The sequence below is a fragment of the Paenibacillus vietnamensis genome (assembly GCF_020169515.1).
GTDB classification, from domain to species: domain Bacteria; phylum Bacillota; class Bacilli; order Paenibacillales; family Paenibacillaceae; genus Pristimantibacillus; species Pristimantibacillus vietnamensis.
In genome coordinates, this window is the sequence record NZ_JAHMHW010000002.1 from 368,859 (window position 1) to 382,747 (window position 13,889).

At 52.5% G+C, this 13,889-nt stretch carries 12 protein-coding genes and 1 pseudogene; 2 read left to right on the top strand and 11 right to left on the bottom strand.

Going from position 1 to position 13,889, the window contains the following annotated elements; all coding sequences use genetic code 11:
• Nucleotides 1–290: 290 nt before the first annotated feature.
• The 11 genes and pseudogenes from KP806_RS06765 to KP806_RS06815 form a co-directional block, all read right to left on the bottom strand.
• A complete protein-coding gene (locus KP806_RS06765) occupies nucleotides 291–1,451 on the bottom strand; it encodes a sn-glycerol-1-phosphate dehydrogenase (RefSeq protein ID WP_224722810.1) in 1,161 nt (386 codons plus the stop codon).
• 101 nt (nucleotides 1,452–1,552) lie between these two features.
• On the bottom strand, nucleotides 1,553–2,443 hold the full coding sequence (locus KP806_RS06770; protein WP_224722811.1) for a response regulator: 891 nt from the start codon (nucleotides 2,441–2,443) through the stop codon (nucleotides 1,553–1,555).
• A gap of 6 nt (nucleotides 2,444–2,449) precedes the next feature.
• Nucleotides 2,450–3,736, bottom strand: a complete 1,287-nt coding sequence (locus KP806_RS06775) for a sensor histidine kinase (protein WP_224722812.1) — start codon at nucleotides 3,734–3,736, stop codon at nucleotides 2,450–2,452.
• A 105-nt stretch (nucleotides 3,737–3,841) separates the two neighbouring features.
• Nucleotides 3,842–4,492: an amino acid ABC transporter permease gene (locus tag KP806_RS06780; RefSeq protein WP_224722813.1), complete on the bottom strand. Its 651-nt coding sequence runs from the start codon at nucleotides 4,490–4,492 to the stop codon at nucleotides 3,842–3,844.
• Between the two features lie 15 nt (nucleotides 4,493–4,507).
• Nucleotides 4,508–5,161 carry an amino acid ABC transporter permease gene (locus KP806_RS06785; RefSeq protein WP_224722814.1) on the bottom strand — a complete coding sequence of 218 codons (654 nt, stop codon included), beginning with the start codon at nucleotides 5,159–5,161 and terminating at the stop codon, nucleotides 4,508–4,510.
• Between the two features lie 69 nt (nucleotides 5,162–5,230).
• Nucleotides 5,231–6,082 (bottom strand): transporter substrate-binding domain-containing protein, encoded by an 852-nt coding sequence (locus tag KP806_RS06790; RefSeq protein ID WP_224722815.1) that lies wholly within the window; start codon nucleotides 6,080–6,082, stop codon nucleotides 5,231–5,233.
• A gap of 20 nt (nucleotides 6,083–6,102) precedes the next feature.
• Nucleotides 6,103–6,831 (bottom strand): amino acid ABC transporter ATP-binding protein, encoded by a 729-nt coding sequence (locus KP806_RS06795; RefSeq protein WP_224722816.1) that lies wholly within the window; start codon nucleotides 6,829–6,831, stop codon nucleotides 6,103–6,105.
• A gap of 171 nt (nucleotides 6,832–7,002) precedes the next feature.
• Entirely contained in the window at nucleotides 7,003–7,629 is a 627-nt protein-coding gene (locus tag KP806_RS06800; protein WP_224722817.1) for a cyclase family protein, read from the bottom strand.
• A gap of 124 nt (nucleotides 7,630–7,753) precedes the next feature.
• Nucleotides 7,754–8,871 (bottom strand): annotated as a pseudogene (locus KP806_RS06805) (transposase).
• A gap of 361 nt (nucleotides 8,872–9,232) precedes the next feature.
• Nucleotides 9,233–10,270, bottom strand: a complete 1,038-nt coding sequence (locus KP806_RS06810) for a Gfo/Idh/MocA family protein (protein WP_224722818.1) — start codon at nucleotides 10,268–10,270, stop codon at nucleotides 9,233–9,235.
• 26 nt (nucleotides 10,271–10,296) lie between these two features.
• Nucleotides 10,297–11,184, bottom strand: a complete 888-nt coding sequence (locus tag KP806_RS06815; RefSeq protein WP_224722819.1) for a sugar phosphate isomerase/epimerase family protein — start codon at nucleotides 11,182–11,184, stop codon at nucleotides 10,297–10,299.
• 125 nt (nucleotides 11,185–11,309) lie between these two features.
• Between KP806_RS06815 and KP806_RS06820 the strand changes: the two genes are divergently transcribed.
• Nucleotides 11,310–12,203, top strand: a complete 894-nt coding sequence (locus tag KP806_RS06820; RefSeq protein ID WP_224722820.1) for a helix-turn-helix transcriptional regulator — start codon at nucleotides 11,310–11,312, stop codon at nucleotides 12,201–12,203.
• 441 nt (nucleotides 12,204–12,644) lie between these two features.
• The gene (locus tag KP806_RS06825; RefSeq protein ID WP_224722821.1) at nucleotides 12,645–13,601 is read left to right on the top strand and encodes a DUF4358 domain-containing protein; all 957 of its coding nucleotides are present in this window, start codon (nucleotides 12,645–12,647) and stop codon (nucleotides 13,599–13,601) included.
• Nucleotides 13,602–13,889 lie beyond the last annotated feature (288 nt).

Sequence of the window (13,889 nt, forward strand, 5' to 3'; positions counted from 1 at the left end):
TAGTTACCCTCCCTTCTTAACCAAATAGATTTATTGGCATGGCAATTATTTTAGTTGTAAATTATTTACTCACTGTAAGAGCCATGATAAGTTTTTCTAAAGTGATATAAGCAGCAGCCGGAATTCCATATCAGACAAGCGTAAACGGCTTTGCCGTCCTCTGGCGGTAAAAGCTCGTTTCGCGATGAAATAGGAGTCATTTATGCGTTCAAGCTTATAAATTCTTATATTTCGAAAAAAAAAGAGACCGCCCGCATCTGCAGACAGTCTCGTTTTCTATAAAAATAGCATTATTGCGAATTAAACGCCTTAAGCACCGTATAACGGTTCGGCCTGACGTGATGCGCTTCCTGCAGGCTTCGTCTCAACAGCTCCTCATCGACGCCCAGCTCGCCGGTTGTGGAAGGTCCGCCTACCTGGCGCAGCCAGCCGCGGATCTGCTTCTCGTCCGGCAGAGCCGTTATTGCGCTTCGCAGCTTGTCCGGCTCCGAGGCAAAAGCAAGGCCCCCGTCCGACTCCGCCAGCCGGTGATACAGCTTGGAAATTTCCGCGCAGGCCACGCCGACTTTAGCGCCGTGCAGCAGCTGCCGCTTGCCGAGGCGGATGTATTCCATCTCCCAGTAATGGGAGAGGTGATGCTCCGCTCCCGAAGCCGAATGCGACTGGCCGAACAGCAGCATCGCGAGTCCCGACTCGATCAGCGCCTCAATCAATACGCGGATGCCGTCCTGGTCGCGGGCCGCAATCCGCTCCGCATGCTCCACGCATTTGTTCAGCGCCATACGCGTAATTTCCGCCACCTCCGGCGAATAGGGCTCCCCGCCCTCGGCGGCGCCGAAGCTCCAGTCGAGCAAGGACGTATATTTGCCGAGCATGTCGCCGAAGCCGGCAGCTACAAGGCGGGCAGGCGCGGCCGACAAAATGTCCAAATCCGCGAACAGCGCATCGGGCCCGATGGCGGCGATCGTTTTCTTCTCGCCGCGGATAATGATAGGAGCGCCCTTCGAGTTAAAGCCGTCTACCGATGGTGCGGTCGGAACGGAAACAAACGGAATGTGCGACGTATAAGCCGCATATCGGGATATGTCATGAATGGTGCCCGAGCCCGCCGCAACAACGACCTCCGCATCGCGCGCCTGAATATCGAGCAGCAGCTGCACGATGGAAGCTTCGTCGGCGATCACATCCCCCTGCCGGTCCGGCTTGATTAGCGTGACCTGCACCGTAATTCCGAGCGCCGCAAGCTCCTCTTCAAGCGTCCGGCCCGCAATGTCATATGTAACGGCATCAGCGGCAACGAGGACTCTCGTATACCCCTTATCCCGCACGTAAGGAGCGACCCCATGGATCGCACCCGCTTCGATAACGAGCGGGTTAATCTCGATCGACTTCAGCGTCTGTTTATCGAATCCGCCAGCCATCCGTTTCACTCGATCTATCAATGTAGACACTAGCAACGCCTCTCTCTCTTTCCATTTCTTTCATTTTGCTCTCACAGGGCGACGATTGTCAACTTCACTTCCGCAGGACTATTGCAGTTTAAAAAAAGTTTTTAATCCGCTTGCCTCCGATGATCCAGCACTTCCAAATAGAGCACCTGAAGAAACTTTTTAATATTAACCTTCCCTTTCCCCGGCTGCAGCTTCTCGTCGATCTCCTTCATTTTCAACCGGATGTCCTGGAAGTCAAAATAAAGCGGAGCATAATGCTCGAATTTCGGATTGCCGTAATCTGCGAGCCCCATGCTGGCGAGGTTGGCAGCGGCGCTCATCACCGCGCGGCGGACGCGCTGCTCCACGGCTTTAGCCTCTCTTGCGGGGTCGCGTTCCGGGCATGCAACGGCCTCATACAGCTCCTTTAAAGGAGGAAGCGACTCCTCTTGACGATGCTGAACAAGATGCTCCATCATTTTAATCATGTCGCTGCTGCCGAGCTCGCCGACGATGCCCAAATCCCTAAAGACGGGCAGAACGATTTCCCGCACCGGCTGCCTTCTCCGGCTGCTCCCCAAATCCGTATTCAAACTGATAAGCTTCGCCATGGAATTTTTGATTTCATTCAAATAATGCCCGACTTTCCAATGCTCGTTTACCTTGGACAGCACGGCCTCAACTTCGATTCGGTTAATCGGCTTCCGGATATAAAATTCAATACCCGCTTGGTAGGCTCTGCCTATCATTTCTTTGTTTTCGATTTGCGAGATCATCACGCATTTTCCGTCATAGCCTTTTTGCTTAAGTTGAGTGATCGTTTCAATCCCGTCCTGATCCGGCATCAGCAGGTCAATCAGCAGAACGTCCGGATTGGCTCCCAGTACGGCCTTTTCCCCTTCGCATCCGTTTTCCGCCGTAACGACTACCTCTCCCAGCCAGCTTTTTTCGATAATATTTTGCAGCATCCGTACGCTTGCCGCATCATCATCCACAATGCCAAATGAAAGCATCTGTCATCACGCCCCTATGGTCAAAGTATGGGTCGAAAAAGCCACGACAAAGGTTGTTTCCTCGGAATGACCGGAGCAGCGCAAGCTCAGCTTGCCGCCGGAGGCTTGAACGATATCGCGGACATGCGATAAGCCGATTCCGGTAGCCGCGCTTCCTTCCTCATTAAATTTAGTCGTAAACCCCGGTTCAAAAATAACCTCCTTATTCTCCTCCGCAATTCCCGTTCCCGTGTCGGAAACGATGAGTACCGTTTCACCCTCCTTTTCATAAACCAAAATTCGGACGGTTCCTGCCGATTCAATAGCCTCCACCGCATTCGAAACCAGATTGTTAAGCACGGTTAACAGCGGCATATAATGGGCCGTTGAATAATTGGTGTCGATCTTTTTTTCAAAATGAATTTCCTTCATTAACATCTTACTATAGCCGGCATTCGAATGGAGAACAAAATCCACGATTTCCGCAAGGGTCATATCGGATGTTGTCTCCCGGTTATACAGCTTGAGCAAGCCGGATAAAATGCGCTGGCAGTCCTTCTTCACCTCGTGGATCTGCTGCGTCATTTCCAGCACGGACCGGCTGACGTCCTTTTCCGCGGCGGCGCTCAGCCTTCTGTACAGCTCATAGCTTTTGGCGGTCAGCTTCTCCATCGTATCCATCGATTTTTTCAAATAAAAAACTTCCCCGTACAAGCCCGAGCCGACATTCAGCATTTGCTCCATCCTTTTTTGCTGCTCGTTGTGAACGGCCCGCATTCGGCTAATGACGATGCTGCTGAACAAGCCGACGACAAACAGGCTGCGGACGACGGAGGCTGCGCCGATCCATAGAAGCTGCCCTTTATAAAGATAGGCAATGTCGAATAGCATACTGCGGGCGAACAGTTCGATTTCGTTGGACACAAAATCGGTCAGCGACACGCATAGCGCCAGCAGCAGCGGATGACGATCCGGCAGCCTCCCTTGAAGCAGCTTCATGCCGACAGCGAAAACGATGTAATAAATCGCCGCCGGCAAGTGAGTTTTCAGGCTTGCAAATAGAGAAAACGTATCGTAGTCCGAAAATCCGCCGATGGCCGTCCGAAAAACAAGCACCGTCACCCCCGTCACTATTCCCGTGTACACATAGGGCAGCTGCCGCATTAACAGCAGGAACAGCAAAAAGGCGCTGCTTCCGAGGCCGATCCGGAATACCTCTCCGCTAAAGGGCGTGATTTTGAATTCGCCTGCAACAGCCGTTACAACTGCTGCCAGAAGTATATGTATCAAGGCGTAAGTTTTGCCGCTGCGCATCTCATCCCCTCCCCGTTACCCTTATTGTAAACAAGGAGCTAATATTTTCATAGGTTTAAAGAAAAAGCCGACCTCTCAGGAAGTCGGCCTTTATGTTATCCTAGATTAAACGATTTTGGCCTCCAGCCTTCTCGCAACGAGCGATAGGGCGTAGTTGACCGTAAAGTAAAGAACGGCGGCTAACAGCAGCACCGGAATCGTATAGTTAAGATTTTGGCCGATGACGATTTTCGACTGGTTCATCAGCTCCGGAAGCGCAATGATCACGGCCAATGACGTGTCCTTTAACAAGGAAATAAATTGGCTGACGAGCGGCGGCACCATACGGCGAAGCCCCTGCGGCAGCACGATATGCCAGAGCGTGCGCATATAGCCGAGCCCCGATGAACGCGCCGCTTCGATTTGCCCTTTGTCGATCGAGTTTAAGCCGCTGCGGACAATCTCTGCAATCATGGCTCCTTCAAATAAGGTAAGCGCAACGATTGCGGCGTACATCGGCCCCAGCTGAATGCCGACATCCGGCAGGGCGAACCTGGCCATAAAAATAAGCAGCAGCAGCGGCAAATTGCGAAGCAGCTCTACAATCAGGCCTAAAGCCTGCGATAAAGCCGGCACCTTCATATATCGGATCACCCCGACGATCGAGCCCAGCACAAAGCTGAACACGATCGAGAGAAAAGCCACTTTTAGCGTCACATAAAAGCCTTCAAATATGAACCGTAAATTGTCGCTGGAAAAAGCGCCCGCAAAGTCCATCTGCCCCCCTCCTTTCTACCCGTGTTTGGCCAGTCTGCGTTCCAACCGATGCGCCGCGAAGCTTAGCGGGAGAGTCAGCACCAGGTAAAAAGCGGCGACAAACAGATATGTATCAATGGTGGCGTACGTATCGCTCGCAACTTTGTCGCCGAAATACATCAAGTCCAGGCCGGCAATGACGCTGAGCACCGACGAATTTTTGACCAGGTTGAGAAACTGGTTGCTAAGCGGAGGAATGACAATTTTGACTGCTTGCGGGAGAACGACATACCTCATCGCCTGCACATACGTTAAGCCGGACGACAGCGCCGCCTCCGTCTGGCCCTTGGGCACGGACATAATCCCCGCGCGGATCGCCTCCGCGATAAAAGCGGCGGTGTATACCGTAAGCCCGATCGTTCCGCAAACGAACCCGTTTAATGTAATACCGAGCAAAGGCAAGCCCAGGAAAAAAATATAGACCACGAGCAGCAGCGGGATGTTGCGGATAAATTCGACATATACCGTCCCGACCCACCTGAGCGGCCTGACGGACGAAATGCGGAATACCGCGATGACCGTCCCCAGCAGAAAGCTGGCAATCAGCGCAATGACACTCGCGTAAATCGTGTTCAGAAAACCTTCCATATAGACGTCAAAGTAATCGGTTAATACCGAGAAATCCGGCATCGTCAGCCCTCCTTGCCCTTAGAAAGAAGCGGGTGGCCGCGGCCACCCGTCTATGCTGGAGCTGATCCGTTATTCGGCAGGCTCCTCACCGATCCATTGCTTATAAATTTCGTTGTATTCTCCGCTCTCCTTCATCGCCGCAAGTCCGGCATTAACGGCATCCACGAGCTCCGTTTCGCCTTTCTTGATCGCTATGCCGTACGGTTCGTCGGTGAACGGCTCCCCAACCACTTCATATCCGGGATCTTGCGCCATCATGCCGTACAAAATCGCGTTATCCGTTGTGAGCACATCCCCTTGACCCGCTTTAAGCGCGGAGAAGGCATCCTGATAGTTATCAAATTCGAGTACATTTGCGTCCGGCGCTCTTTCGATGATGTTGTCAACGGACGTGGAGCCCTTAACAGCAAGCACCTTCGTACCTTTCTTTACGTCGTCGATGCCTTTAATCGCGCTTCCCTTCTTGACGAGCAAAGACTGGCCTGCTTTAAAATATACCTCGGAGAAATCGACCTGCTCCTTCCGCTCCTCCGTAATGGTCATCGTCGCAACGATCAGATCGATTTCGTTGTTATCCAGCATTGGGATCCGGGTTTTCGAAGTGACCTCCTTCAGCTCGATCTTGGTCTCGTCTCCCAGAATGGACTTCGCAAGCGCCTTCGCGATATCGACATCGAAGCCTTCTACTTCATTGTTCGCGGGATTTTTCAGGCCGAACAGTTTCGTATCGTATTTGACCCCCACGATCAGCTTGCCTCTGCTTTTAATCGTATCCAGCAGCGTTTCTTCCGCACCCGCATCCGGGTTTCCGTCCGAAGCTCCGGGCGTATTGCCGCCTTTCTCGTTTCCGCATCCGGTCATGACGGATACCGACATTACCAATACCATAAACGCAACGGCCAGCCATTTTCTCGTCATCATTCGAATCTCCCCTTTTTATGTTAGTGATTTAATACCCGGTTCAAAAATAGGCGCGCCCGCTCCTCGCGCGGGTTGGAAAAAAATTCGCCCGGCCTCGCTTCCTCGACAATCCGGCCCTGGTCCATGAACACGACCCGGTCGGCGACCTCCCGCGCAAAGCCCATCTCATGCGTAACGACGACCATCGTCATCCCCTCGCCGGCGAGCGCCTTCATCACATCCAGCACCTCGCCGACCATTTCGGGATCGAGAGCGGACGTCGGTTCGTCGAACAGCATGACCTGCGGCTTCATCGCCAGCCCTCTCGCTATGGCGACGCGCTGCTGCTGCCCGCCCGACAGCTGGGAAGGATATTGGTTCGCCTTATCCTCAATCCCGACCTTCTCCAAAAAATACATCGCGGTCTGCTCGGCTTCCTGTTTCGTCTGGCCAAGCACCTTCCTGGGAGCTAAAGTGATGTTGTCGATAACCTTCATGTGCGGATACAAATTGAAGTGCTGGAACACCATTCCGATATTTCGTCTAAGCCGGTTAATATTCGTCTTCTTGTCATTAACCGCTTGACCGCTCACGATGAGCTCGCCGCTCGTGATCGTTTCCAGACGGTTGATGCAGCGAAGCATCGTGCTTTTGCCGGAACCGGACGGTCCCACGATAACGACGACTTCCCCTTGACCGATCTGCAGATGAATATCCTTCAGTACATGAAAATCCCCGTAATGCTTCTCCACCTGACGAAATGAAATCATAGGCCCCCTCCTTTCCGGCTCATGCGATTGAAATTGTTAGATATGAGTTAGATAAACTTACATAAATCCTACAGAAAAACTACGTAAACCTATAATATCCTACACTTTTTAATAAAAAAACAACAAACCCGGCACCGAAAGGCACCAGGTTTGTTGCTGCTAAGATGGAGATTATGCTCTGTCCTTTATTCGCGCAATCACTCTTGCGACGGAGGAGTCGGCCTCAATCAATAGCGGCAGCGCTATAATTTCGAAGGGGGCTCCGGCGTCTGCAAGCTTGTCTACGTTGGCCAAATTCTCGATAATGAGAATTTGGCCGCCCAGCAGCGTTTTATGGACGCTGTAAGGCTCCTTATCCGGAGAGGGGGTGTCGAGCCCGACCATTTTGACGCGTTTCTTGACCAGCAGCCCGGCGAATGCGTCTGTCAGCACCGGGTAATCCGTAAAGTAGCCCGGCTGGCCGAACCGCTTGCCGTGCCCCGTATGCAGGATAACGATTTGCCCCTCGCGGATCAGCTCCTCGTATTCTTCCTTATAGTCGATCGTCTCTTGGCCGCATACGTTCAGCAGGCAGCCCTCTCCCACGAAGGTGTCAAGCGGGATGCCGCTAATAGGCCGGTGGACATCCAGCAAATGCATCGGACCGTCAATATGCGTACCGGCATGCATATTCGTCGAAAGCTGGTGATTGTTATAAAAGTCGCGGTCAAATTGCCGGGTATGGGCCAGAACCGTCTCATCGTCCCCGGGAAATACCGGAAGCCCGTTACGTATAACATGTGTCAAGTCTATGAGCACGCTTGAACTCTTCCTTTCGGCTTACGCGGAAACCGCTAATTTGTCTATATGTTATTCCATTGAATGAATACTCCCGCCACTTACCTTTGCTCTCGCTTCGGCTGAAGTGGGGGTTTCTGATGTCTCAACCTAACTTCTTCAGGATGCTTAACACCAGGGGAGTTGACACGTTAATGGTCTGGTTACCATCCACCCCCCCCTATCCCATTGGTTCCTTGCATGGAGACCTTTGGAAATACTTTGCGCATAATGTTCGCCGCGCCGTTCACATCAGCATGAATCAGACCTGTCGCACTCTGATACAATCCGCGGCAGATTCGCTTGCCTGAGAATAGGCATGGACCTCCTTCGTCATATCCCTGGTCGTCGACTCCGTCGACTGCTCGGGTATGCATCCTGGATCCGGCGATGACGCTTTAGATGCAGGCGTTCCAATCGTTTGGACGTATGTACGCCTTCCCACGGTTCCATGCCTTGACGAAGAATCCCGGTGTAGTGCGCTTTCATCTTGTTGTAGTACTGATTAATCGCTTTGACAATCTTGCACTTTACAATCAACGGTTTCGAACCGGTTGTCGTGACGATGGTTGCAAGATTGTCGATGCCCAAATCAATTGCCATGAGAAAATCAGAATGATTGACGTCCAGCACATGTTCTTTCGGCGCTTCTTTCTTTACTGTCGGACAAGCGAAGACCATTTCGACGACGTAATGTCCATGGCTGGGCACGACGCGCACCTGCATCAACTGGCCGTCGATACGACCTAGCTTGCCGATGTTAAGCTGCAGTTTGGTTTTGGGAAGCTTGAGAAACTTCCCTCCTTTGATGACGCAATCCTGATTGGAGAACACAACTTCTTTTGCTTTGCCCCGAGCATATCCCGGAATACGGGGCTTTCCGGTGTACTTCTCCGGATGTTTGCGGTAATCCTTTATGCTGGCGAAGAACGCTTTCCAGTTTTGGAATACCACCATCATAACGCCTTGACTGCTCTGTGCGGGAAGTGCGCGATAATCGGTTTGCCCCATCACTTTGAACAATGCGTCCAGGAAGGGGTAGGAGAGAAAGGGCCGCTCCTGCGAAGGAAGCTCAAACGGACGGGAACGCTACCGAATGTAAAAGTTCGTGGTGTTGTACAGATTTTTGGCGTTCTGACACGCTTCATCCAAGTAGGCAAACAACCGATGGCCCGGTTTGACCCACACTTGATAGGATCTGTATAGGAGTGTTGCATCTGACATGACTTCACCTCCTCCCTCATCCGCAACACGAATGTATGTTCTGTTTTATTATAACGCTACAATGGGAGGAAGGGAAGAATATTCAGTGTGCATATTCAAGAGGTCGCCGATTCACCTCGCCACTTGCAGAAGTGAGAGTCCTCTCGACGAAAGTTGATAGAGGAGCTTCAAGTATTTGTGTTCCCGTGCTTCCTTCTGCTCGTTCATGCGCTCAAGCGTAAACGGCTGTGCCGTCCTCAGGCGGTAAAAGCTCGTTTCGCAATGAAATAGAAGTCATTTATGCGCTCAAGCATATAATTTCATGTATTTCAAAAAAAAGCTCCGGCCGACCGTGTGACGGTCTCCGGAGCTTTCGGGCTGTCTATTTCATGAAATCCGAAATGAGCACCTTTCGGCCGGTTTTGGCGCTCTCCAGTGAAGCGAGCACCATCGCCATGCTGTAAATGTTGTCGCTGCAATCCGTTTCCGGCTTTCGCTCTTCCGCAAGCGCGGTGAACATTTCATCCAGGCAACCCTGGTGGAAGGTAGCGGACATTTCCGTTGTGCCGCCCCCTACCCGTTCATACTCGCGGATAAATTTGCCGGTCTGGTCGCCTGCCGCAACGATTTCCGCATACGGCTCACCGCGGCCGTCCCAAATCGCGGTCCCCTTCTCGCCCGTCACGCGCCACTCGGCTTCCCAAGAGGTCGTCACGCCTTCCGAGCACCAGGAGCCGCGATAATTGAAGACGGAGCCGTCGGACATTTCGAAAATGCAGATAGCCATCGCGTTTCCGGCGTACCAGGAGCCCGGAGGATTAAACTCGTGGCAGTAGACGGATACCGGATTCGCTCCGGAGATCAGCCTCGCCTGATCAAACGTATGGATCGCCATATCGAGCAGCAGCGGGCTTTCCATCGCATCCCGGAAGCCGCCGAAATGGGCGCCGATGAAAAAGTCGGCCCCGATAAAGCCAAGCTTGCCGATCGTACCGTCTTCGATCAGCTTGCGAAGCGAACGGATTCTCGGATCGTACCTCCGGTTTTGCATCACGGCATGGGTTCTCCCCGTTTGCTCCGACAATCGGACGATATCAAGGCATTCGCCCATTGATTCGGCCAGCGGCTTTTCCCCGAAAACGTTGCAGCCGAGCTCCATAGCCGCCGTTCCGATCGCGTAATGGCTGGCCGGAATCGTCACGTCGAATACCAGATTGGCGCCTGTCGCCCGGATCGCTTCCTTCAAATCCGTAAATACGGGGCAGGAAAGCTCCTTGCGCTCGGCCATCGCCCTTGCGAATTCCTCTTTAATATCGACAAGACCGACGATTTCCGTATCGGGCCTTTTCTTCGCGTAGTCCACCCACGTATTGGCCATGCCGCCGCAGCCCGCAACGATAACTTTATGCTGAATCGCCATTTGCGTTAAGCCTCCTCTTTATCTGTTTAGACCGGGTTAGGAATGAAATCGCCGCCGCGGCAGCGCTTTAAATAGTTGAGAGCATGCACCTGGCCGGTCATCTCCAGCTCTCCTTTATAAACCGGATCGTGCCAGCCTTCGATATCGATCGTGCCTTTGTAGTCGTTTTGCCGCAAAATCGTAATGACATCCGACCAGTTCGTGTCGCCAAAGCCCGGCGTACGATGCCAGACGAACGGATTCGGCCCGTGCACGCCCTGCTCCCTTACGATATCCCATGCGATCGTCGCATCCTTGCCGTGTACATGGAAAACCTTCTTGACCCATTTGCGCAGCTGCGGAATCGGATCGATCAGGCTGACCATTTGATGGCAGGGCTCCCATTCCAGTCCGATATTGTCTTCCGGCACGGCATCGAACATCAGCTCCCACGCAGCCGGATTGTGCGCGATATTCCAGTCTCCTCTCGCCCAGGTCCCGCCCATGTCGCAGTTTTCGAAGGCGATTCTAACGCCCTTGTCCGCCGCGCGCTTTGTCAGCTCGCCGAACACTTCCTTGAACGCCGGAATCGATTCGTCGATCGGCCGGTCCGTCAGCCTGCCCGTGAAACCGGATACAATATCGGCCCCGAACAAATGAGCGTGGTCGATCAAACGCTCCCAGCTCGCAAGTGTATCTGCATTATTGCCTGCTCCGGTCAAAGGATTCCCGAATATGCTTACAGCCGGAATGACAAAATCATGCTCCTCCGCCAAAGCGCGAACGCGCTTCGCCGTTTCAACAAGATCCGTATTGCCGGTCGTTTGCCAGAAGGTCAGTGTAAACGATTCAAAGCCGTGCCCCACAATTTGCGGAATGATCTTATCCGCAGTTCCTCCGCCGACGAGCGTACCGATTCGCAATTTGTTTTCCACCTTGTTTATCACTCCAATATTGGCTTATAGTGTTGTTAACAACTTCATTATAGCGGGGATATTAGCCGATTACTCTAAACAATCTTGTGCATTACTAGTCTAATCTTGTGGTGGTGACGATTGCTTTGACAAACCCTAGGGAGCTTTGGGAAAATACCCGTCTTGAGCATAAAGCTTATCCGATCCAGCTGTTCCGGAATCGGGCCAATTCGAAGAAGCCGAACGACTGCGTGCTTTATTTGCATTGGCATGAGCATTTTGAAATTATCGTCGTCAGGAAAGGGAGCGCTCTGCTTCATATCGACAGCAAGCCGTATACTGTAAATCCGGGAGACGTCGTGCTCATTCCCGGCGGCAGCCTGCATGTCGGCTACGCGCTGCGGGAGGAGGACATCCATTACGATTGCGTCGTGTTTAACGCTTCGTTTTTTACCGAATGGGTGCACGATCCTGAGCATGCGAAATATGTAGCTCCTTATTTGGAAGGAAGCCTGCGGTTTCCCGTCGTGCCGGCGGAGCGTTGCGAGGCCGCCCGCGAAAGCTTCCCGCTGCTGGACGAGGTCATTGCCGAGCTGGCCGCCAAACAGCCAGCCTACCACCTGGTCGTGAAGTCGAAGCTTTACGCGCTGTTTGCCTTATTGTCCCGCACGTTCGCGGATCAGCAGAATGACGCGAAGGCATCCGAGCCGTATTTTGCCAACCGGGACCGGTTCAAGAGGCTGATCCGGAATATCGAGAACAACTTCAATGAGAAAATAACGGTAGAATCGGCGGCGCGTGAGGTCAACCTGAATCCGTTCCATTTCTGCAAGCTGTTCAAAAAGCTGACCGGCCGCACTTTTGTCGAATACGTCAACGTATGCCGCGTCAACGAAGCGGAGCGGCTGCTGCGCGAGAGCAACGATTCGGTCGGCGAAATTGCGGCCCGGGTCGGGTGCGACAATGCGAACTATTTTACGAAGCTGTACAAGCAGTACAAAGGCATGACGCCTTCGGAGGTGCGGAAGCGGCAGCAGTGAGCCGTGCGCGGCGTTCCGATTCAGGAGCAGTGTTTAATTTCCGCCGGGGAAATGGGCGGTGGTTCCTCTATTTCGAAACAACGTTCCTTGGCCGATCATGCGTTTGGCTGATCATGCGGACTGTGGTTCCGCTATACCTACCAAAATGAGCAATTTCGCCGTTCATTCGGACCATGGTTCCGTTACTTACCCGAAATCCGCTGTTTCTAGGTCTTTTGTTAACGAATAACGGATTCCGTGTCCCTCCATGCTCTCAAAAGACGAAAAACGTACCAATTAAAGGATCCGTTGTCCGCCGCATGTACGCCTACTTGTCACCGTTTGCCCATATTTGGGAAATCATATGTTATGATAGATTTATATCTAATATTTTTCGCTGAAATGCAACATTTATTTCCTACCCTGCGTACTTACCCGACTATGAGCAAAGGGGGAATGATGATGGCTGGCATGAGGAGTAAACTAGTAAATCTAGCTATAATATGCATATCCATAACCGTTATCGGATCAGGCTGCAGCACGGGCGCGAACGTCCGGATTGCCGGCTCTCCCGCCGGAGCGGCGGAAACGCCGGCAATCCGGACGGAAGAGCCGGGTGCGGCGCCAAGCGCCAGCACTAAAGCAACCGGGCACGAACCCGCTGCTTCGCCTGATACAGGGCTGAGCTCGGATGAACCGAATGACGGGCAAACAACGGGGCCTGACCCGTTGCCGGGTGAAAAGCCGGCTGCAGGAACGGACAGGGTTCCTGCTGTGAAACCTTCGGCAATTGCAAAACCGGCCGTAAAGTCGAAAGCGACGGATAAACCCGCAGCATCGACGGACGCAAAGCCTACCAGGCAGCCGGCAGCGAAACCGACTGCGGCTTCGAAGCCATCGGCTATGCCGTCGATAACGCCAGCGGCAGCTCCGGAACCCTCGAGTATATCGTCAGCTGTTCCAAGTCCGACGGAGAAGCCGACCGGGGAACCGACGCTGCAGCCGACAGAAAAGCCGGAGCCGACCTCGAACGTAACGGTGGCCGAGATTGCAGCCAAGCTGACGGAAGAATTGAAGCTGGGTTCGCTAGAACCGGTCGAAGGCGAAAAAATCAAGAAATTGTACGGCATCGACGCGGAAAGTCTGCTGAGCGAATATTCCTTTAATCAGGCTATGATTATGATTCAAGCCGGAGAATTTTCCGTTGTGAAGCTGAAATCGGACGATGCCTACGAAGCCGTCAAGGCTGGTTTCGAGAAGCGTGCGGAAACGGTGCGGAAAAACTTTGAAAATTATTTGCAGGATCAGTACGAACAGGCCAAAAACTATCAAATCGTCCGCAGCGGACGTTATGTCCTCTTCTCCATCTCACCGGACCAGCAAAAAGCGGCGGAGCTGTTTAACGCTTTTTTCGACTAGACGGAAGCCGACAAATACAAATGATAAAGTCAGCTAAGCGGCCTTAGTCCGATGGAATTCAGGACAATGGCCGCTTAGCTTTGCTTGCAATCTATCTATAAAAATAAACTAGGAGATGAATGATGATAAAGATTCAAAAACGAACAGCAATTATTCTAGTCTTCATTTTGTTAGTCGCTCTATGGATTGTCAGCTTTTTATTCCCGCAGCTAGCCATTAGAAGATACATGTTAGCCAGGCTTCACCCAATAAGCGCTTTCACATCCGATATTACAAACATGGAGCGAT